The organism is Streptomyces angustmyceticus, assembly GCF_019933235.1.
Taxonomy (GTDB): domain Bacteria; phylum Actinomycetota; class Actinomycetes; order Streptomycetales; family Streptomycetaceae; genus Streptomyces; species Streptomyces angustmyceticus.
The window spans coordinates 4377501-4398077 of sequence record NZ_CP082945.1 but is presented as its reverse complement, the minus strand read 5'-3'; the positions used below and the strand labels follow the sequence as shown (position 1 = coordinate 4398077).

Annotated in this window: 19 protein-coding genes and 2 rRNA genes (1 of these 21 cut by a window edge); 5 read left to right on the top strand and 16 right to left on the bottom strand. The window is 71.3% G+C overall.

Annotated elements, in window-relative coordinates:
* Positions 1-84 precede the first annotated feature (84 nt).
* Both hemB and K7396_RS19695 read right to left on the bottom strand, forming a co-directional pair.
* Entirely contained in the window at positions 85-1074 is a 990-nt protein-coding gene (gene hemB, locus K7396_RS19700; RefSeq protein WP_086720219.1) for a porphobilinogen synthase, read from the bottom strand.
* Between the two features lie 89 nt (positions 1075-1163).
* Positions 1164-2111: a MerR family transcriptional regulator gene (locus tag K7396_RS19695; RefSeq protein ID WP_223660116.1), complete on the bottom strand. Its 948-nt coding sequence runs from the start codon at positions 2109-2111 to the stop codon at positions 1164-1166.
* Positions 2112-2210: 99 nt separating this feature from the next.
* Here K7396_RS19695 and K7396_RS19690 point away from each other — a divergent pair, with 99 nt between their 5' ends.
* Positions 2211-3002, top strand: coding sequence for an alpha/beta fold hydrolase (locus K7396_RS19690; protein WP_086720220.1), 792 nt, complete (start codon positions 2211-2213; stop codon positions 3000-3002).
* A gap of 93 nt (positions 3003-3095) precedes the next feature.
* On the opposite strand, the gene K7396_RS19685 is transcribed toward K7396_RS19690, so the two are convergent.
* Genes K7396_RS19685 through K7396_RS19670 form a run of 4 tightly spaced genes read right to left on the bottom strand, consistent with a single transcriptional unit; the run spans position 3096 to position 7901 of the window.
* Positions 3096-4754 carry a bifunctional uroporphyrinogen-III C-methyltransferase/uroporphyrinogen-III synthase gene (locus tag K7396_RS19685; RefSeq protein ID WP_086720221.1) on the bottom strand — a complete coding sequence of 553 codons (1659 nt, stop codon included), beginning with the start codon at positions 4752-4754 and terminating at the stop codon, positions 3096-3098.
* On the bottom strand, positions 4751-5767 hold the full coding sequence (hemC, locus tag K7396_RS19680; RefSeq protein ID WP_086720222.1) for a hydroxymethylbilane synthase: 1017 nt from the start codon (positions 5765-5767) through the stop codon (positions 4751-4753). The genes K7396_RS19685 and hemC overlap by 4 nt, the downstream gene beginning before the upstream one ends.
* The gene (locus tag K7396_RS19675; protein ID WP_086720223.1) at positions 5764-7131 is read right to left on the bottom strand and encodes a glutamyl-tRNA reductase; all 1368 of its coding nucleotides are present in this window, start codon (positions 7129-7131) and stop codon (positions 5764-5766) included. Before K7396_RS19675 ends, hemC begins: the two co-directional genes overlap by 4 nt.
* Positions 7128-7901, bottom strand: a complete 774-nt coding sequence (locus tag K7396_RS19670; protein WP_086720224.1) for a redox-sensing transcriptional repressor Rex — start codon at positions 7899-7901, stop codon at positions 7128-7130. Before K7396_RS19670 ends, K7396_RS19675 begins: the two co-directional genes overlap by 4 nt.
* A gap of 401 nt (positions 7902-8302) precedes the next feature.
* On the opposite strand from K7396_RS19670, the gene K7396_RS19665 reads away from it, so the two are divergent.
* The 4 genes from K7396_RS19665 (at position 8303) to K7396_RS19650 (ending at position 12321) form a co-directional block, all read left to right on the top strand.
* Positions 8303-8581 (top strand): glutaredoxin family protein, encoded by a 279-nt coding sequence (locus tag K7396_RS19665; protein WP_086720225.1) that lies wholly within the window; start codon positions 8303-8305, stop codon positions 8579-8581.
* A 145-nt stretch (positions 8582-8726) separates the two neighbouring features.
* A complete protein-coding gene (locus K7396_RS19660) occupies positions 8727-9710 on the top strand; it encodes an HAD family hydrolase (RefSeq protein WP_223660110.1) in 984 nt (327 codons plus the stop codon).
* Positions 9711-10040: 330 nt separating this feature from the next.
* Positions 10041-10829 carry an ECF subfamily RNA polymerase sigma factor, BldN family gene (locus tag K7396_RS19655; protein ID WP_086720226.1) on the top strand — a complete coding sequence of 263 codons (789 nt, stop codon included), beginning with the start codon at positions 10041-10043 and terminating at the stop codon, positions 10827-10829.
* A 280-nt stretch (positions 10830-11109) separates the two neighbouring features.
* Positions 11110-12321 carry a DUF5667 domain-containing protein gene (locus K7396_RS19650; protein WP_086720227.1) on the top strand — a complete coding sequence of 404 codons (1212 nt, stop codon included), beginning with the start codon at positions 11110-11112 and terminating at the stop codon, positions 12319-12321.
* 42 nt (positions 12322-12363) lie between these two features.
* Here K7396_RS19650 and K7396_RS19645 read toward each other — a convergent pair whose 3' ends face one another.
* The 10 genes from K7396_RS19645 to K7396_RS19600 all read right to left on the bottom strand — a co-directional run.
* The gene (locus K7396_RS19645; RefSeq protein WP_086720228.1) at positions 12364-13359 is read right to left on the bottom strand and encodes a lysophospholipid acyltransferase family protein; all 996 of its coding nucleotides are present in this window, start codon (positions 13357-13359) and stop codon (positions 12364-12366) included.
* Between the two features lie 14 nt (positions 13360-13373).
* Positions 13374-14423 (bottom strand): NAD-dependent epimerase/dehydratase family protein, encoded by a 1050-nt coding sequence (locus tag K7396_RS19640; protein ID WP_086720229.1) that lies wholly within the window; start codon positions 14421-14423, stop codon positions 13374-13376.
* 197 nt (positions 14424-14620) lie between these two features.
* Complete coding sequence (locus K7396_RS19635; protein WP_003948845.1) at positions 14621-14719, bottom strand: 30S ribosomal protein bS22; 99 nt, start codon at positions 14717-14719, stop codon at positions 14621-14623.
* Between the two features lie 119 nt (positions 14720-14838).
* Positions 14839-15048, bottom strand: a complete 210-nt coding sequence (locus K7396_RS19630) for a helix-turn-helix domain-containing protein (RefSeq protein WP_006604741.1) — start codon at positions 15046-15048, stop codon at positions 14839-14841.
* 128 nt (positions 15049-15176) lie between these two features.
* Positions 15177-15992, bottom strand: coding sequence for a phosphatase (locus K7396_RS19625; RefSeq protein ID WP_086720237.1), 816 nt, complete (start codon positions 15990-15992; stop codon positions 15177-15179).
* A gap of 154 nt (positions 15993-16146) precedes the next feature.
* Positions 16147-17322 (bottom strand): acetoin utilization protein AcuC, encoded by a 1176-nt coding sequence (locus K7396_RS19620; protein WP_086720231.1) that lies wholly within the window; start codon positions 17320-17322, stop codon positions 16147-16149.
* On the bottom strand, positions 17291-18529 hold the full coding sequence (locus tag K7396_RS19615) for an MFS transporter (RefSeq protein ID WP_086720232.1): 1239 nt from the start codon (positions 18527-18529) through the stop codon (positions 17291-17293). The genes K7396_RS19620 and K7396_RS19615 overlap by 32 nt, the downstream gene beginning before the upstream one ends.
* Before the next feature lie 88 nt (positions 18530-18617).
* Positions 18618-19286: an HAD family hydrolase gene (locus tag K7396_RS19610; RefSeq protein WP_086720233.1), complete on the bottom strand. Its 669-nt coding sequence runs from the start codon at positions 19284-19286 to the stop codon at positions 18618-18620.
* A 108-nt stretch (positions 19287-19394) separates the two neighbouring features.
* Positions 19395-19511: ribosomal RNA gene (rrf, locus tag K7396_RS19605) — 5S ribosomal RNA — on the bottom strand.
* A 73-nt stretch (positions 19512-19584) separates the two neighbouring features.
* Positions 19585-20577, bottom strand: a 23S ribosomal RNA gene (locus K7396_RS19600); it runs 2127 nt beyond the window's last position.

Below are 20577 nucleotides of genomic sequence, written 5' to 3'. Positions count from 1 at the left end.
CAAAACCCGCTCCCCACGACGAAGCTCCCGCCCCGGACCCGGGACGGGAGCCTGTGTCACGGCGCGGCCGGCGGCCGGGGCGGCTCACAGCCCCCGCGCGACCTCCGTCGCCCAGTACGTGAGGATCATGTCGGCGCCGGCCCGCTTGATGCCGGTCAGCGCCTCCAGGATCGCCTTGTCCCGGTCGATCCAGCCCTTCTCGGCGGCCGCCTCGATCATCGCGTACTCACCGGAGATCTGGTACGCGGCGACGGGCACGTCCGCCGTCTCCGCGACCTTCGCCAGCACGTCGAGGTACGGCAGCGCCGGCTTGACCATGACCATGTCGGCGCCCTCCGCCAGGTCGAGCGCCAGCTCGCGCAGCGACTCGCGGAGGTTGGCCGGGTCCTGCTGGTAGGTCTTGCGGTCGCCCTGGAGCGACGAGCCGACGGCCTCCCGGAAGGGCCCGTAGAAGGCGGAGGAGTACTTCACCGTGTAGGCCAGGATCGAGACGTCCTCGTGGGAGGTCTGGTCGAGCGCGTCACGGATGACGCCGACCTGCCCGTCCATCATCCCGCTGGGCGCCACGACATGGGCGCCCGCGTCGGCCTGCACCTGCGCCATCTCGGCGTAGCGCTCCAGCGTCGCGTCGTTGTCGACCCGCCCCTCGGCGTCCAGGACGCCGCAGTGGCCGTGGTCGGTGAACTCGTCCAGGCACAGGTCCGACATGATGATGAGGTCGTCGCCGACCTCGTCCCGCACGTCACGGAGGGCGACCTGCAGGATGCCGTCCGGATCGGTGCCCGCCGTGCCCACGCCGTCCTTCTTGGCGTCCTCCGGCACCCCGAACAGCATGATCCCGGCGACCCCCGCCTCGACCGCCTCCACGGCGGCCTTGCGCAGCGTGTCGCGGGTGTGCTGGACGACGCCCGGCATCGCGGAGATCGGCACCGGCTCGCCGATGCCCTCCCGCACGAACGCGGGAAGGATCAGGTCGGCGGGGTCCAGCCGGTGTTCGGCCACCATCCGCCGCATCGCGGGCGTGGTACGCAGCCGCCGCGGCCGCGCACCGGGAAAGCTTCCGTACTTCGTCATACCGCCCACGCTACGCCCGCTCCGCCCGTGCCTTTGCCGACGGCCCGTCGGAGGGGCCGGGTCCGGCGGCGGCCCGCCCCCGGCACCCCCTAAGCGACCTGTGCGTCCAGCGCGGCGCGGAGCCAGTCGTCCATGGCGCCGATGGTCGGCTGGCGGGAAGCGGAGGGAAGTTCGCCGACGAGTTGCCAGTAGCGGTCCAGGAGCGGATGCGCGATCCGGCCCAGCTGGGCGCTGAGTTGGCGGCGGAAGGCAGGGGTGTCCCGCGTGCCGCGCAGGCCGGCGTGGGCGGCGACGAAGCAGTCGAGGGCTTCGCCCGCGTACGGGGGCCGCCGGTCTCGTACGTCCGCCGAGGCGAGCGCGCACGCCTCGACCAGCCCCTCGTAGAGGACGGCCGGGCGGCAGGACTCGTCGGGGGTTCGGGGGGCGAGGCGGCGGACGTCGATGTCGACGACACGGCGGTCGGTGGCGACGGCGTGCAGCCGGGCGAAGACCAGCACCTGGGACGGGGTCGGGTCGGCCGGGGGCTGCGGCACGGCCGCTTCGAGCAGCGTGGAGAGCAGGCGGGCCGGGAGCCGCGGGGGGAGGACATGACGCCAGAAGCGGGCCAGGACGTCCGTGCTCGGCGGGATGCTCACCGCACCGATCAGGCGCAGGCGGTCGGCGCGTTCCTCGGGCGTGCAGTCGCGGAGAAGGTGCAGGGCGGCCTCCCGCCAGCGCAGGGCGGCCAGTTGCGTGCCGAGGTCCCGGAGCTGCCCCGCGACGGCGTCCTCCAGGGCGTCCGCCGCGCCCGGCGCGTCCTCCTGGGCAAGGATCCGCCGCACCTCCGGCAGCGGCAGGTCGAGGGTGCGCAGCGAACGGATCAGGCGGAGCCGGTCCAGGGCCCCGGGGCCGTACCGGCGGTGGCCCCCGGCGCTGCGGCCGGCCTCGGGCAGCAGGCCGCGGTCCGAGTAGAAGCGGACGGTCTTGACGGTGACGCCTGCCTGCTCGGCGAGTTCGCCGATGCTCCACATGCCGTCGGGGGACGCGGACCCGGTCATGCCTTGAACCTCCCTCAGGGGGAGTTCCTACCGTAACGGCATGCGCGGCCGGGTCAACGGGGGTCCGGCCGCGCGGCCGAGCTGTACGAGGAGGCGTTGATGACGGCGTATGTGCTGGTGGCGGGCGGTCATATGGGCGGCTGGCTGTGGCGGGACGTGGTGGAGCGGCTGCGGGAGCGGGGCGCCGAGGCCCACGCGGCCACGCTCACGGGCCTGGGCGACCGCCGCCATCTGGCGGGCCCGGAAACGGACTTGGAGACCCATATCGAGGATCTGGTACAGCTCATCGATCATGTGGACGCGCCCGAGGTGGTACTCGTCGCGCACTGTCACGGCAGCTTCCCGGCGCTGGGCGCCGCCGACCGGCGCCCGGACCGGGTGTCCCGGATCGTGTACGTGTCGGCGCCCCTGCCGATGGACGGTTTCTCGGTGCACAGCCTGGTGGACGCGTTCGAGCCCGATCCCGCGGTCCGCGACGGGTGGCGGCAACGGGCCGAAGGGGCCGAGGACGGCTGGCGGATCCCCCCGCTTTCACTCGACGCCGTGCAGGGCTGGAACAACACCGCAGGCGTCAGCGCAGACGCGCTGGCCCGGCTCGCCCGCCTGGCCTCGCCGCAGCCGCTGGGCGCGCTCACCCAGCCGCTCCGGCTGTCGGGTGCCACCGCCGAACTGCCCAGCACCGGCGTCTTCTGCACCGGCACGGGGATGGACATCGCCGTGGTCGAGTCCCTGGTGCGGTCGGGGGATCCGCGCTTCCAGGTGCTCGCCGAGCCCCATGTGGGCTTCTTCGAACTCGCCACCGGGCACTGGCCGATGCTCTCCGTCCCGGACCGGCTCGCCGACGTGCTGCTCCGGGCCGCCGCGGGTGAGGGGCAGCGGGTGACGGCGTAGTCCCGCTCGGCGAGGGCGGCGGCCGCCCGCCCACGCGCGAAGGGCGCCCCCAAAAGGGCGCCCTTCAAGCCGTTCCCGCTGCTGCCGCTCCGCTCAGCTGCGAGCGCGTCTGCGCGACCCGGGACGCCGCTCGCTCGGCCGGGTGACCGGGTCCCCGGCCTCGACGGCGGCGTCGCGCCGCGCCGCACCGAAGTCCGCCAGCGCCTCGGCCAGCTTGTGCACCGACGGCTCGGGCGACATGACATCGACCCGCAGCCCGTGCTCCTCCGCGGTCTTGGCGGTGGCCGGACCGATACAGGCGATCACGGTCACGTTGTGCGGCTTGCCGGCGATGCCGACGAGGTTCCGCACGGTGCTCGACGAGGTGAACAGCACGGCGTCGAACCCGCCGCCCTTGATCGCCTCGCGGGTCTCGGCCGGCGGCGGCGAGGCACGCACGGTCCGGTAGGCCGTGACGTCGTCGACCTCCCAGCCCAGCTCGATCAGCCCGGCGACCAGGGTCTCGGTGGCGATGTCGGCGCGCGGCAGGAAGACGCGGTCGATCGGGTCGAAGACCGGGTCGTAGGGCGGCCAGTCCTCCAGCAGGCCGGCGGCCGACTGCTCGCCGCTCGGCACCAGGTCGGGCTTCACGCCGAAGGCGACCAGCGCCTTGGCGGTCTGCTCGCCGACCGCGGCGACCTTGATCCCGGCGAAGGCGCGGGCGTCCAGGCCGTACTCCTCGAACTTCTCCCGGACGGCCTTGACGGCGTTGACCGAGGTGAAGGCGATCCACTCGTAGCGCCCGGTGACCAGGCCCTTGACCGCGCGCTCCATCTGCTGCGGGGTGCGCGGCGGCTCCACTGCGATGGTCGGGACCTCGTGCGGCACCGCGCCGTACGACACCAGCTGGTCGGAGAGCGACGCGGCCTGCTCCTTCGTCCGCGGCACGAGCACCCGCCAGCCGAAGAGCGGCTTGGACTCGAACCACGACAGACGGTCGCGCTGGGCCGCGGCACTGCGCTCACCGACCACGGCTATGACCGGCTGGCCGCCGTCCGGCGAGGGCAGCACCTTGGCGGCCTTGAGGACCTGGGCGACCGACCCGAGGGTGGCGGTCCAGGTGCGCTGGCGGGTGGTGGTGCCGGCGACGGTGACGGTCAGCGGGGTGTCCGGCTTGCGGCCGGCCGACACCAGCTCCCCGGCGGCCGCGGCCACCGAGTCGAGGGAGGTGGAGACGACGGCGGTGGCGTCACTGGCACCCACCTCGGACCAGCAGCGCGCGTCGGCGGTGCGGGCATCGATGAAGCGGACGTCGGTGCCCTCGGCGTCCCGCAGCGGGACACCGGCGTACGCGGGCACGCCGACGGCCGCGGCGATGCCCGGCACGACCTCGAAGACGATGCCCTCGGCGGCGCAGGCCAGCATCTCCTCGGCGACGTAGCCGTCGAGACCGGGATCCCCGGTGACGGCACGGACGACCCGCTTGCCCGCACGGGCCGCCGCCATGACAAGATTGGCGGTGTCCCGAAGGGCGGAAACGCCATTGGGGGTGACGGGGATTGACGCCTCGTCAGCTGACGCCTGCAGTGGTGTGTCCACCTGTGCGCGGGCATGCACGCGCACGACGTCCAGCACCTGCGGGTCGGCGATCAGTACGTCCGCGGAGGCCAGCGCCTCCACGGCACGCAGCGTCAGCAGACCCGGGTCTCCCGGCCCGGCACCCAGGAAGGTGACCTGACCGGAGGCGGAGTGGTTTGGGGCGGTGGGGTTCAAAGTGCTCGCTCCCCCATAAGACCGGCCGCACCCTTTGCGAGCATCTCGGCGGCGAGTTCACGGCCCAGCATGAGCGGGGCCGACACGTCGTCGGGAGAGGCGGGTACGTGCCCGGTGGTGGACAGTTGCACCAGCGTGCTGCCGTCGGTCGTGCCGACGACACCGCGCAGATGCAATTCGGTGACAACCTGCTCGCCGGCCGTGGGGCCTGCCCCGCTCGAACGAAGTCGAGAGCCGGGGGAAAGGTCGGCCAGCGCCCCGACGGGTGCGGAACAGCCGGCCTCCAGGGCGGCGAGCAGGGAACGCTCGGCGGTCACGGCGGCCCGGGTGTCCGGGTCGTCGAGCTCGGCGAGCCGGGCGACGAGGTCCACGTTGACCGCGGCACACTCGATCGCCAGTGCCCCCTGGCCGGGGGCGGGCAAAACCACGTCGGGCGACAGCAGCTGCGTCGCCTCGTCGATCCGGCCGATCCGGGTGAGTCCGGCGGCGGCCAGTACGACCGCGTCCAGTTCCCCCTTCTCGACGAAGCCGATGCGGGTGTCGATGTTCCCGCGTATCGGCACGGTCTCCACACGCCGGCCCAGCGACCTGGCCCAGGCGTTGAGCTGCGCCATCCTCCGGGGGGACCCCGTCCCCACCCGCGCGCCGTCCGGCAGCTGCTCGAACCGGAGCCCGTCCCTGGCGATCAGCGCGTCCCGGGGGTCCTCCCGTACGGGTATCGCGGCCAGCGTCAGGTCGTCGGGCTGCGTGGTGGGCAGGTCCTTGAGGGAGTGGACGGCGAAGTCGATCTCCCCGGCGAGCAGTGCGTCGCGCAGCGCGGAGACGAAGACGCCGGTGCCGCCGATCTGCGCGAGGTGCTCACGGGAGGTGTCGCCGTAGGTGGTGATCTCCACCAGTTCGACGGCGCGGCCCGTCAGCGCGCGCACCGCCTCGGCGACCTGCCCGGACTGGGCCATGGCGAGCTTGCTGCGCCGCGTGCCCAGCCGCAGTGCTCTCGTCGTGCTGTCGGTCATGCCCGCTCCCGTGCATCGTGCCTGTCGGCGCGCGTGTCGGCCCGGCTGACGGCGGCGACCGTCTGGGGGTCGAGGTCGAAGAGTTCCCGCAGGGCGTCCGCGTACCCGGCGCCGCCGGGCTCGCTGGCCAGCTGCTTGACCCGGACGGTGGGCGCGTGCAGGAGCTTGTCGACGACGCGGCGCACGGTCTGGGTGATCTCGGCGCGCTGCTTGTCGTCCAGGTCGGGGAGCCTGCCGTCGAGCCGGGCGATCTCACCGGCGACGACATCGGCGGCCATGGTGCGCAGGGCGACCACGGTGGGGGTGATGTGCGCGGCCCGCTGGGCGGCGCCGAACGCGGCCACCTCGTCGGAGACGATGCCGCGCACCTTGTCCACGTCGGCCGCCATCGGCGCGTCCGCGGACGCGTCGGCCAGCGATTCGATGTCGACGAGGTGCGCGCCCTCGATCCGGTGGACCGCGGCGTCTATGTCCCGCGGCATCGCGAGGTCCAGCAGCGCCAGCGGCGCCGCGGTCCCCTCGCGCGCGGCCGCGACCATCTCGCCGGCCAGGACCAGGCCGGTCGCGCCGGTACAGGAGACGACGATGTCGGCCAGCGCCAGCTCGGCCGGGACGGAGGTCATGGCGGCCGCGCGGGCGGCGAGCCCGTTCGCGGCGCCGGGGCCGCCCGGCTCGGTGAGGATCCGCACGAGCCGCTCGGCGCGCTCGACGGTGCGGTTGGCGACGGCCAGCTCGCCGACACCGGCCCGGACGAGGGTGGTGGCGGCCAGCGACGACATCGAACCGGCGCCGATGACCAGCGCCCGCTTGCCGCGCGCCCAGTCCTCGACGTCCCGGCCGCCCGCGAGCTGCTCCAGCCCGAAGGTGACGAGCGACTGCCCGGCCTTGTCGATACCGGTCTCGCTGTGGGCGCGCTTGCCGACCCGCAGCGCCTGCTGGAACAGGTCGTTCAGCAGCCGTCCCGCGGTGTGCAGTTCCTGGGCGACGGCCAGCGCGTCCTTGATCTGCCCGAGGATCTGGCCCTCGCCGACGACCATCGAGTCCAGGCCGCAGGCCACCGAGAAGAGGTGGTGGACGGCGCGGTCCTCGTAGTGGACGTAGAGATAAGGGGTGAGCTCCTCCAGGCCGGCGCCGCTGTGGCGGGCCAGGAGGGTGGAGAGTTCGGCGACACCGGCGTGGAACTTGTCCACGTCGGCGTAGAGCTCGATGCGGTTGCAGGTGGAGAGCACCGCGGACTCGGTGACCGGCTCGGCCGACACCGCGTCCTGCAGCAGCTTGCCGCGCGCCTCGGGGGCGAGTGCGGCCCGCTCCAGCACGCTCACCGGCGCGCTGCGGTGGCTCAGTCCGACGACGAGGAGAGTCATGCCGGCATCACGGCGGGCATGTCCCCGTCAGGTCCCTTGCGGTCGCCGGCCACGGCGGCGGCGGCACGGGCTGCGGTGGCCGCGGCGCTCCCGTCGGGCCCGGCCTCCTCACCCGCCTTGCGCTGCTCGTGGAAGGCGAGGATCTGCAGCTCTATCGACAGGTCGACCTTGCGCACGTCCACCCCGTCGGGGACGGTCAGCACGGTCGGCGCGAAGTTGAGGATCGAGGTGACACCGGCGGCGACCAGGCGGTCGCAGACCTGCTGGGCGGCCCCGGCCGGCGTCGCGATGACGCCGATCGAGACGCCGTTGCTCTCGATGATGTGCTCCAGCTCGTCCGTGTGCTGGACGCCGATGCCCGCGACGGGCTTGCCGGCCATGGCCGGGTCGGCGTCGATCAGCGCGGCGACCCGGAAGCCGCGGGAGGCGAAGCCGCCGTAGTTGGCGAGCGCGGCGCCGAGGTTACCGATACCGACGATCACAACCGGCCAGTCCTGCGTCAGCCCCAGCTCGCGCGAGATCTGGTAGACGAGATACTCCACGTCGTAGCCGACCCCGCGGGTCCCGTACGAGCCGAGGTAGGAGAAGTCCTTGCGCAGCTTGGCGGAATTGACCCCGGCAGCGGCGGCGAGTTCCTCGGAGGAGACCGTGGGGACCGAGCGCTCGGAGAGCGCGGTCAGTGCACGCAGATACAGCGGAAGCCGGGCGACGGTGGCCTCGGGAATGCCTCGGCTGCGGGTCGCCGGTCGGTGAGTTCGGCCAGTTGCCACGGTGCTCCTGCGGGTAGAGCGGGGCTGCGGGCGACCGCATGGAACCCGACCGCCCTGTCTTCTGCAGGCTATGTCTTTGTGAACGCGTGCACAAAGATGGTGTCCGGTTTGTCCGCCCAAAGTGATGGGGGTCACGCGCCTATTACAGGCCGCCGCGGAACCAACTCCCACGTCGCGCCGTTCGCTCGCGCCGCCCGCGAAACGCGGCAGCACCCACGGGAGCACGGGCCCTCACTCCTCACCGCTATACCCCCGGAAACCTACAAATCGCCCACCGATGGTAATCGAACCTGGCGACCGCGAACGCGCCCCGCCGCCCCGCCCGGCGGCCCCGGATCCGGCCCGTACGCCGCGCCGGTACGCCGCGCCCGCCCGCCGCGGCGACCCGGCACAATGGCCCCATGGCCCCCTTGTTCAGCCGCAGCCCCCGCAAGAACCCCGCCGACCGGATGGTCACCCTCGTCGGCAAGCCGGGCTGCCACCTCTGCGACGACGCCCAGGCCGTGATCGAGAAGGTGTGCGCGGAGACCGGCGCGTCCTGGGAGAAGAAGGACATCACCGAGGACGCGGAGCTGCACCGCAAGTACTGGGAGCAGATTCCGGTCATCCTCGTCGACGGCGCCCAGCACGATTTCTGGCGCGTCGACCCGAAACGCCTGCGCACAGCGCTGGGCGCATGATCCACACTTCCCGCTCCACCGGGCCGCGCGAGGCGCCCCGGCACACGCCGCCGCGGATGGCCGTAACGCGACCGTCCACCGGCGCGGGCCGTCCGGACACGCGCCCGTAACCGGCTGCACCGAACAAACTGGCTACGCTAGCGCCATGGCCCGCCCGTCGCCCGCTCACCGCCCCCGCCGCAGCCCCACCGCGGCGCTGCTGTCCCTGGGCTGGTTCCCCCGCCGCAGACGCCCCGCCACGGCCCGTAGCGTGCTGGCCGGCGAGGCCGCGGCCGAGGCCGCCCGGAAGTCCTCCCAGGAGGCACCGCCCGCCGAGGAGACCGAGACCCCGGCGGAGCCGGACTTCCCGGTCGTCGGGGACACGGCGGCCGCCGCCTTCTTCGACCTGGACAACACCGTCATGCAGGGCGCCGCGCTGTTCCACTTCGGCCGCGGCCTGTACAAGCGGCACTTCTTCCACAAGCGCGACCTCGCCCGCTTCGCCTGGCAGCAGATCTACTTCCGGCTGGCCGGCTCGGAGAACCCCGAGCACATGGCGGACGTCCGCAACAGCGCGCTGTCCATCGTCCAGGGCCACCGCGTCGCCGAGCTGATGTCCATCGGCGAGGAGATCTACGACGAGTACATGGCCGAGCGGGTCTGGCCCGGCACCCGGGCCCTCGCCCAGGCGCACCTCGACGCGGGCCAGAAGGTGTGGCTGGTGACCGCGGCCCCGGTCGAGACGGCGACGATCATCGCCCGCCGGCTCGGCCTGACCGGCGCGCTGGGCACCGTCGCCGAGTCCGTCGGCGGGGTCTACACGGGCAAGCTGGTCGGCGAGCCGCTGCACGGCCCGGCCAAGGCCGAGGCGGTCCGCGCCCTGGCCTCCGCGGAGGGCCTGGACCTCTCGCACTGCGCCGCCTACAGCGACTCCGCCAACGACATCCCGATGCTCTCGCTCGTCGGGCACCCCTATGCGATCAACCCTGACAGCCGGCTGCGCAAGCACGCCCGGGAGCAGGGGTGGCGGCTGCGCGACTACCGGACCGGCCGCAAGGCCGCCAAGATCGGCATCCCCGCGGCGGCCGGCGTGGGCGCCCTCGCGGGCGGCGCCGCGGCCGCGGTCGCACTGCAGCGCCGACGCCGCTGACCAGGCCCGATAGCCGTACGGGACGGCGGGCCATCCCCACTCCCTACCCCCTGAGCCGTCCGCTCAGTCCCGTTGCTGCCGGTCAGCCACAACACGCCCTCCAACCAGGCAGATTGCGTTTCCTTCCGATCAAAAGTTGCTCAGTAATCGATACTGAATCTGCCACGAACCCGGCACGGACCGTAACTAATCGATGATTTGAGCAACTGGGTGTAGCGCTGCCTGTACGAAGCGTTATTCTCCTCAGACGCAATCCGGAACCCACACGTCCCTACGACGAGTGAACGGTCCCGCACTGCACGTGATGGAAGCTCTGCCTCTGGGAGTCCCGTGTACCCACACGTCGGGGTTGACGCCTCGGGCCTGGCTACGCTGCGTACGACACTCGTCGACCACCTGCGCAGTTTTGTCCCCACCGCGTACGCCGTCCCCGCATTCGCCTCAGCCGTCCCCGCCGCCGGACCCTGCTACGCCCTGGCCGACGGGAGCGCTGCGGTCGGCAAGGCCACCGCCGGCAGAACCCGCCGCTCCGGCACCGGCACGACCACCGCCCGTCGCCCCGCCGACAGCGACAGCCGTCGCATGATGGACCTCGTCGAACGAGCCCAGGCGGGCGAGGCCGACGCCTTCGGCCGGCTCTACGACCAGTACGCCGACACCGTCTACCGGTACATCTACTACCGCGTGGGCGGCCGCGCCACGGCCGAGGACCTCACCAGCGAGACCTTTCTGCGCGCCCTGCGCCGCATCGGCACCTTCACCTGGCAGGGCCGCGACTTCGGCGCCTGGCTCGTGACCATCGCCCGCAACCTGGTCGCCGACCACTTCAAGTCCTCGCGCTTCCGCCTGGAAGTCACCACCGGAGAGATGCTCGACGCCAACGAGGTCGAGCGCAGCCCCGAGGACTCGGTCCTCGAATCCCTCTCCAACGCCGCCCTGCTGGAGGCGGTGCGCAAGCTCAACCCCCAGCAGCAGGAGTGCGTCACGCTGCGGTTCCTGCAGGGCCTCTCGGTCGCCGAGACCGCCCGCGTCATGGGCAAGAACGAGGGCGCGATCAAGACCCTCCAGTACCGCGCCGTACGCACCCTGGCGCGGCTGCTGCCCGAAGACGCCCGCTGACCCGACCACCCCCCTGTCCACGGATTCCGATGACCGGCCGCATGCCGCATCCGCTCACTCCTGGTGACCTTCCCTACCCGGTCGGTCAGATCATCGTGAGTGCGTAACCCGAGTGCCGCGCCGCTCGTTGTGCGGGATGCAGGCTCCATACGGTCATGCCTTGCCCGCCACCTCTCACTCGATCGAGTGGTCGCGGACGACGGCGTGCAACCGTCCGGTCCGTCTGGACAGTCAAAGCCAGCCCGGGGAGTCGAGCGGATGACGAGAGGAGGTGCCGCCCGTGATCGCGAATGTCTCGGTGCACCGGCGGGCCAACGCCTTCGCCCAGGCCCTTGAGGAGCAGGTCCTCGACGGCACGGCGGCCGAGGAACAGGTCGATCCGGCGCAAGAGCCGGGCGAAGCACGGCTGTTGGCGGTCGCCGACGGCCTCGGGAAACTCCCGAGGCCGGAGATGGCAGCCGAGGTCAAGACTGTCCAGCGCGCCCAGCTCATCGCCGCGATGGAGGCCGCCTTCGCCGAAGGCGCTCCGTCGGACGGTGCCAGGGTGCCCGAGCAGCGCGAACACAGGGGCGCGCACCGCGCCACGAAATCGATCGGCAAACTCCGCCCGCGCTCCCGCCTCACCAAGGGGCTGGCAGCGGGCGGGCTGACGGTCGGCGTCGCCGCCGGCGCGTTCACCGGCGTCGCCGCGGCCAGCTCCGACGCCCTGCCCGGCGACTCCCTCTACGGCCTCAAGCGCGGCATGGAGGACCTGCGGCTCGGCATGGCCGACGACGACTCCGACCGCGGCCGGCTCTATCTCGACCAGGCCGCCATCCGCATGATGGAGGCGCGCCGCCTGATGGAGCGCGGCCGGGTCGCCGACCTCGACCACGAAGCGCTCGGCGAGGTCCGCAAGGCGCTCGCCGGCGTCACCCACGACGCGGGCGAGGGCCACCGCCTCCTGCACCAGGCGTACGAGCGCGACGGCTCGCTCGACCCCATCCAGGCGCTGAACTCCTTCACCAGATCCCACCGCCGTACCTGGTCGCAGTTGCGCGACAAGCTGCCGGTACAGCTCATGGACGTCCGTGACCAGGTCAGTTCGGTCTTCGACGCCATAGACAAAGAGGTCGGTCCGCTCCGCCCGCTGCTGCCGCGCCCGCCGGAGGGCCGCGGCCACCACCGGCACACGCCCGCCTCCGCGGGCACCGGCTCCGGGTCCGCCGGGCACCCCGCGCCGTCCGGCAGCAAGTCCGCCTCCGGCAAGCACGCCCCCGGTTCGCACGCCCCGCGCCCGTCGGCCTCGCCCTCCCAGGAGGACGGCCTGCTCGGCGGCAGCACGGGCGGCCTGCTCGACCCGCCGTCCAAGGGCGGCAGCCCGTCGCCGCACGACCGCGGCGGCCACCACGGCGGCCGGGACACCGGCGGCCAGCCCGACGTCACCCTCCCGCCGCTGATCCCGGGGCTGCTTCCCGGTCTCGGCATCGACGGCGAGGATCTCCCGAAGTAGCGAAGCGGTCCGCCGGCGCTCGGTGTTCTTCCGGTCCTTCCCTCAGAAGAACACCGAGCGCCGCTGTACCAGCAGCTTGTAGAGGGTGTGCTGAATCGTTTCCCGCACCTGGTCGGTCAGGTTGAACATCAGCATCGGGTCGTCCGCCGCCTCCGGCGGATAGCCGGCCGTCGGGATCGGCTCGCCGAACTGGATCGTCCACTTCGTCGGCAGCGGCAGCGCCCCCAGCGGCCCCAGCCACGGGAAGGTCGGCGTCAGGGGGAAGTACGGCAGCCCCAGCACCCGCGCCAGCGTCTTGGCGTTCCCGATCATCGGGTAGATCTCCTCGGCGCCCACGATCGAGCACGGCACGATCGGCACCCCGGCCTTCAGCGCCGTCGAGACGAAACCGCCGCGCCCGAAGCGCTGGAGCTTGTAGCGGTCCGCGAAGGGCTTTCCGATGCCCTTGAAGCCCTCCGGCATCACCCCGACGATCTCACCGCGCTCCAGTAGCCGCTGGGCGTCCTCCGCGCAGGCGAGGGTGTGCCCGGCCTTGCGCGCCAGCTCGTTTATCACCGGCAGGACGAACACCAAGTCGGCCGCCAGCAGCCGCAGATGACGCTGCGCCGGGTGGTTGTCGTGCACCCCGACCTGCAGCATCAGGCCGTCCAGCGGCAGCGTCCCGGAGTGGTTGGCGACGATCAGCGCCCCGCCTTCGGAGGGGATGTTCTCGACGCCCTTCACCTCCACCCGGAAGTACTTCTCGTAGAAGGGCCGCAGCAGCGACATCAGGACCTGGTCGGTGAGTTCCTCGTCGTACCCGAAGTCGTCGACCTCGTAGTCACCGGTGATCCGCCGGCGCAGGAACGCCAGCCCGCCCGCGATCCGCTCGTCCAGGCTCCGCCCGGAGCCCTCCCGCGGGGGCACCGCCGGCGGATGCTCGGTCCGGGCCTCGGGCACGGGCGCCAGGGGCGTACCGCGCCCCGCGCGCCCGGCCCTCCTGGCCTTCCTGCGCGCCCTGGGCTCCTCGCCGAAGGGGATGACCTTGGCGTCCGCCATCGTGGGTGAACTCCTCACTGGGTCGGGCCGCCGCGTGCGGGCAGCACGCCGGCGAGCCGGTCGACGGTGCGGGCGAGGGACTCGGGCGGCAGCAGCCCGGGTCCGCGGCTGCGGGCGAATTCCTCGAAGGTCTCCGCCGTCGTGTACTTCGGGTGGAACCCCAGTGTCTCGCGCATCTGCGTCGTTTCCACGACCCTGCCGTGCGTGAGCAGCCGGATCTGTTCCGGCGAGAAGTCCGTGATGCCGATGGACCGCAGCGCCGTACCGGCCCAGGTCACGGTCGGCAGCAGGAGCGGCACGGTGGGCCGTCCCAGCCGCCGGGAGGTCTGCGACAGCAGCAGGACGCCGTCCCCGGCGATGTTGAAGGTGCCGCTGTTGAGCGTGCCGCGGCGCGGCGCGGCGGCGGCGATCCGCAGCACCTCGATGGCGTCGCCCTCGTGGACGAACTGCAGCCGCGGGTCGTAGCCGAGGACGGTGGGCCACACCGGCAGCGAGAAGTACTCGGCGAGCGGGGAGTCCGCACACGGCCCGAGGATGTTGGCGAAGCGCAGCACGCACACCGCCACATCGGGCCGGCGCCGGGCGAAGCCGCGTACGTACCCCTCGACCTCGACGACGTCCTTGGCGAAGCCGCCGCTGGGCAGTGACTTCGGGGTGGTGGTCTCGGTGAAGACGGCGGGGTCCCGGGGCGCGGAGCCGTAGACGCTGGTGCTGGACTTGATGACCAGGCGCTGCACGTTCGGGGCCTTCTGGCAGGCGCCGAGCAGTTGCATCGTCCCGATGACGTTGGTTTCCTTCACCCCGGCGCGGCCGCCCCGCTTGCCCAGCGGTGTGCCGTTGATGTCCATGTGGACGACGGTGTCGACGCCCGTCTCGGCCAGGACCCTGGCGATCGCCGGATGCCGGATATCGGCCTTGAGGAATTCGGCGCCGCCCAGATGGTGTTCCGGCGCGACCGCGTCGACCCCGATCACCCGGTCGACGTCGGGATCGCGCTGGATACGGCGGACGAACCGGCCGCCCAGCTGCCGAGCGACTCCCGTGACGAGCACGACCTTGCCCAAGATCAGCCCTTCCTTCCCGCCGCGACCGCCGTGGCCGAGCTGTCCCGACCACGCTATCGGGTAGGTGTTGCGCGGTGATGACCGCAGGATGCCCAAGGACGCATTTCCGTCCGACCACCGTCCATACGGCCCACAACGCACCGCAGCCCCCGATCGCACGAGGCGATGGGGGGCTGCGAATTCGCGATCAGCGTCGCTTACTTCTTGTTGCGACGCTGAACACGGGTGCGCTTGAGCAGCTTGCGGTGCTTCTTCTTCGCCATCCGCTTGCGCCGCTTCTTGATAACAGAGCCCACGACTACCCTCGCTCACTTCGAATCACTCGGTGCGGGGCGTCCGAGCCCACACTACCTACATCGGGCCAGCCTACCCGGCGACGGGCGAACGGCGTAATCCGAGGGTCGGCGAATCCCCGTCATGCTGATTCCACCCCCACAAAGGACTCCCGGAGATAGTCGTGAACCGCTTGCTCCGGGACCCGGAAGGACCTCCCCACGCGGATCGCGGGCAGATGACCGCTGTGCACCAGGCGGTACACGGTCATCTTCGACACTCGCATCACCGTGGCGACCTCCGCCACTGTCAGGAACACGACCTCGTTCAGAGGCCTCTGGTCTGCAGCCATGCCACACCTGCACCTTCCGCATATGACGGTCACCGGCTTCCCCTCCGGTGACTCTTCGTCGCTATGCGCTCACTCCCCAGATTAGGGGCGGGTGATGCGAGTGGGGAAGAGGAGCAGCGAACAGCCTCCTATCGGTACAGACATGCCCGATTGAGCACATAGCGGGCCAGCGGCTGGTAAGACGCGCTCGGCACGCCGTCGTCGAGCGGCACCGCCACCGACACCCGCCCCTCGGCCTGGCCGACGAACAGCGCCGGGTCGTCCGTATCCGCCAGCCCGATCGCCTCGATGCCCAGCTGACCTGCCCCGCAGACCCATCCGTGGTCCCCGATCACCAGCTCCGGCAGCGGCCCCGCACCGTCCCCCGCGGCGGCCAGAGCGGTACGTACCGGCAGCGGCGAATGGGTGTGTACGCCCCCCGTCCCCGGCGCGCCCCGCACGCCCGTTTCTCGCATCAGCGCGACTCCCCGTACGTAGGCGAGTGTGCGGGGACGTACTCCGAACCGGGTCGCTATGTCGACACGGGCGCCATACGCGGGGGTGAGGACGAGGCAGCCGGCCGACGAGAGAGCGTCTGCCAGCGCGGCGTAGAACGCCGCCAGCCGGTGCGGATGGCCGGTGCCGAGCAGTACCGGCGCCCGGCGTCCCGCCGCTTCTCCGAGCCGTTCGGCGAACCGGTCCAGCGCCGCGAGGGTGCGGTCGGGGTCGATCTCATCCAGGCCGGAAACATGTGCGGGATCGGCCGAAACGCCGCACTCCTGCCCCATCAGTCGCAGTACGTCACCGATCCGCCAGTCCCCGTCGGGCTCCAGCCCCAGCAGCGCCCGGGGATCACGCGCCGCGAAGAGGCGGTAGCGCGCCAGGCTCTTCTCCCGCGTCGTCGCGATCGTCCCCGCGAGCCGCGCCTCGATCAGGTGCGCCCGCAGCGCCCCGGTGCCCAACACGTGTCCCATACTGTCCGGTTGGTCGGCCTGCGAGTGCCCTGACCGACGGGTAGTCACACCTTCGGGGCACGGCACCGGAGACGGCCCGCGGTGCCGGACCATGGGGCAGTCCGGGGCCTCACACGCACCGCTGCGGCCCCCGCCCCACCCGGACCTACGGCAGCAGCCCGTGCGCCGGGAACACCGCCCGGCGGGTGGCCAGCACCGCCTGGTCCAGCCGGTCGGCCGGGTCGTAGCCGTCCTCGACGAAGTCCCGCCACTGCGGCGTACGGCCGTCCGTCATCCGCTGCGGCGCCAACTGCCGCGTCCGGCGGAACACTTCGTGCCGCCAGGACTCCGGCACCATGGAGGCCGGATCGATGGGCCGGTCCGCCGCGATCGCGGCCAGATGCGTCCAGCTGCGCGGGACCACGTCCACCACCGCGTAGCCGCCACCGCCGAGGGCGACCCAGCGCCCGTCGGCGTACCGGTGCGCCAGGTCGTGGCAGGCTGCCGCCACCGCGCGCTGCGCGTCGAGGCTCACCGCGAGGTGCGCCAGCGGGTCCTCGAAGTGGGTGTCCGCGCCGTGCTGCGTCACGATCACCTGCGGCCCGAAGGCGCCCAGCAGCTCCGGGACCACCGCGTGGAAGGCCCGCAGCCACCCCTCGTCCCCGGTCCCGGCCGGCAGCGCCACGTTCACCGCGCTGCCCTCCGCGCCCTCGCCGCCGGTCTCCTCCGGCCAGCCGGTCTGCGGGAAGAGCGTCCGCGGATGCTCGTGCAGCGAGATCGTCAGTACCCGCGGGTCGTCCCAGAACGCCACCTGCACCCCGTCGCCGTGGTGCACGTCCACATCCACGTACGCGACCCGCTCGGCCCCCAGCTCCAGCAGCCGGGCGACGGCCAGCGCCGCGTCGTTGTAGATGCAGAACCCGGCCGCCCCGCCCGGCATCGCGTGGTGCAGCCCGCCGGCGAAGTTCACCGCATGCGCCGCGTCGCCGCGCCAGACGGCCTCCGCCGCGCCCACCGACTGCCCGGCGATCAGCGCGGACGCCTCGTGCATCCCCGCGAACGCCGGGTCGTCCGCCGTCCCCAGCCCGTACGAGAGGTCCGCGGCGGCGGGGTCCGCCGAGGCCCTGCGGACCGCGCCGATGTAGTCCTCGCGGTGCACCAGCCGCAGGGTGGAGTCCCCGGCCGGCTTGGCCGCGACCACCTCCAGCGGCCCGCGGTCCAGCTCGTACGCCTCCACCAAACGCATGGTCAGCGCGAGCCGGACCGGGTCCATCGGGTGCCCGGACCCGAAGTCGTAGCCCGTTACTGCCTCATCCCACATCAGCTGTGCGCGGCCGCTCATGTCCGTCACCGTATCGGGCCTTCGGCGCCCCGAACGATCGGGCGTACACCAACGTCACCAGCACCAGGCCCATCGGTACGAGCATCGCACCCCGATAGCTCCAGGCATCGCCGAGCGCGCCGACCAGCGGGGAGCCGATCAGGAAGCCCACATAGTTGAAGATGTTCAGCCGGGCGACGGCCAGGTCCGAGGCCCCGGGTCCGTGCCGCTCGTAGGCGAACCGCCCCGCCGCCGCGAACGTCTGCGGCACGATCACACACAGCCCGAGCCCCAGCAGCGTGAAGCCCGCCATGCCCGCCCAGGCGCCCGGGGCCGCCGCCACCACGGCGAACCCGCCCGCCGCGACCACCGTCCCGGTCCGCACCACCGCGACCGCTCCGAACCGCCGCACGCCCAGGTCGCCGACCGCCCGCCCGAGCAGCGTGGTCACCATGTAGACGTTGTACGGGACGGTGGCGAGCTGCTCCGAGCTCCCCAGGACGTCCTGCAGGTACTTGGCGCTCCAGTTGGAGACCGTCGAGTCCCCGATGTACGCACAGGCCATCACCAGACACAGCGGCAACAGCAGCCGCATCGCCAGGGCCGCGGCGGCCGCCTCCGGCCCCGCCGCGCCCTCCCCCGGCTCCGCCCGGTCCCGGTCCACGAACCAGCGGCTCGCGATCAGCGCCGACGGCGCCAGGACCGCCACCACCGGCCCGTACAGCAGCGCGAGCGGCAGCTGCCAGTGCGCACCCGCCCAGGCCAGCGAGGCGCCCACGATGCCGCCCAGGCTGTACGCCGCGTGGAACCCGAGCATGATGCTCCGCCCGTACGCCCGCTGCAGACTCACCCCGAGCATGTTCATCGAGGCATCCAGGGCCCCCACCGACAGCCCGAAGACCCCCAGCGCCACGGCGGCCTGCGCCATCGACCCGACGGATCCCACCGCCAGCAGCGCCAGGCACACCACGGGCTGCGCACACCGCAGCACCAGACCGGCCCGCGCCCGTTTCACCAGCTGCTCGGTCCCGACGCTGCCGGCCCCCGCCAGGACGGGCACCGCCGCGAGGAAGACCGGCAGCAGCCCGTCCGAGATCCCGTAGCGCTCCTGGATCGCCGGTATTCGGGTCACGAGGAGCGCGAAGACCGCTCCCTGGACGAAGAAGCTGAGGGCGAGCGCGACCCGGCCGTGCCGTAGCTGCGCTCCTGGTACCCGAGGGGCCGTCATGGCCGCTGAGCCTAGAACTCCCCACTACCGCTGGGTAGATGGATCTCACCGCCAATTCCGGCGTACGGCGTGTCCGCCGGCGGCGCCGCTACTGCAGCAGGGCCGGCAGCTCGGCCATCCGGCCGAACAGCGCGGTGGCCCCGGCCTCCGTCAGCTTCGCCGCCGGCGTCATCGCCGTGAAGCCGTAGACGTCCATCCCCGCGGCGACCGCGGCCCGCACCCCCAGCGGGCTGTCCTCGACCACCGCACACCGCTCCGGCGCCACGCCCATCTCCCGTGCCGCGTGCAGAAAGAGGTCCGGCGCCGGCTTCCCCCGCCCCACGTCCTGCGAGGAGAAGATCCGCGTACCGCCCCCGTCGCGCTCCTCGTCGAACCGCGCGATCAGCCCGGTCTTCGTCAGCGCCACCCGGATCCGCTCATGGCTCCCCGACGACCCGACGCAGTACGGCACCCCGTCGGCGGCCAGCTTCTCCAGCACCTCGACCACGTCCGGCACGGGCTCCAGCCGCCTGCGGAACTCCTCGAAGACCCGCCCGTGGAAGGTCTCGTCGAACCCGGCCGGCAGCCGCTCGCCGGACCGCTCCAGCACCGCCTCGTGAACACGGTGCATCGCACCGCCCATGTAGTCGCGCAGCGACTCCTCATAGGTGGTCGGATGGCCCAGCTCGGTGAGGTAGGCGGCAAGTATCCGATTGGAAATCGGCTCGCTGTCCACCAGGACGCCATCGTTATCAAAGATGACCAAGTCATAGCGCATGGTCACGAGCGTACCGACCGGCCGCTCTTCCGCTTTCCGGTCCGTATTCCGGTCCGTAAACGCAGAAAGGCCCCGCACCATACGGTGCGGGGCCTCCCCACAATGATTGTTCGGCGGCGTCCTACTCTCCCACAGGGTCCCCCCTGCAGTACCATCGGCGCTGAAAGGCTTAGCTTCCGGGTTCGGAATGTAACCGGGCGTTTCCCTAACGCAATGACCACCGAAACACTATGAAGATATCAACCCGGACATGACACAGGTCGTTACTTCAGAACCTACACAGTGGACGCGAGCAACTGAGGACAAGCCCTCGGCCTATTAGTACCAGTCAACTCCACCCGTTACCGGGCTTCCATATCTGGCCTATCAACCCAGTCGTCTACTGGGAGCCTTAACCCCTCAAGGGGGTGGGAGCCCTCATCTCGAAGCAGGCTTCCCGCTTAGATGCTTTCAGCGGTTATCCTTTCCGAACGTAGCCAACCAGCCATGCCCTTGGCAGGACAACTGGCACACCAGAGGTTCGTCCGTCCCGGTCCTCTCGTACTAGGGACAGCCCTTCTCAAGACTCCTACGCGCACAGCGGATAGGGACCGAACTGTCTCACGACGTTCTAAACCCAGCTCGCGTACCGCTTTAATGGGCGAACAGCCCAACCCTTGGGACCGACTCCAGCCCCAGGATGCGACGAGCCGACATCGAGGTGCCAAACCATCCCGTCGATATGGACTCTTGGGGAAGATCAGCCTGTTATCCCCGGGGTACCTTTTATCCGTTGAGCGACGGCGCTTCCACAAGCCACCGCCGGATCACTAGTCCCTACTTTCGTACCTGCTCGACCCGTCAGTCTCACAGTCAAGCTCCCTTGTGCACTTACACTCAACACCTGATTGCCAACCAGGCTGAGGGAACCTTTGGGCGCCTCCGTTACCCTTTAGGAGGCAACCGCCCCAGTTAAACTACCCACCAGACACTGTCCCTGATCCGGATCACGGACCCAGGTTAGACATCCAGCACGACCAGAGTGGTATTTCAACAATGACTCCACAACCACTGGCGTGATTGCTTCAAAGTCTCCCACCTATCCTACACAAGCCGAACCGAACACCAATATCAAGCTATAGTAAAGGTCCCGGGGTCTTTCCGTCCTGCTGCGCGAAACGAGCATCTTTACTCGTAATGCAATTTCACCGGGCCTATGGTTGAGACAGTCGAGAAGTCGTTACGCCATTCGTGCAGGTCGGAACTTACCCGACAAGGAATTTCGCTACCTTAGGATGGTTATAGTTACCAC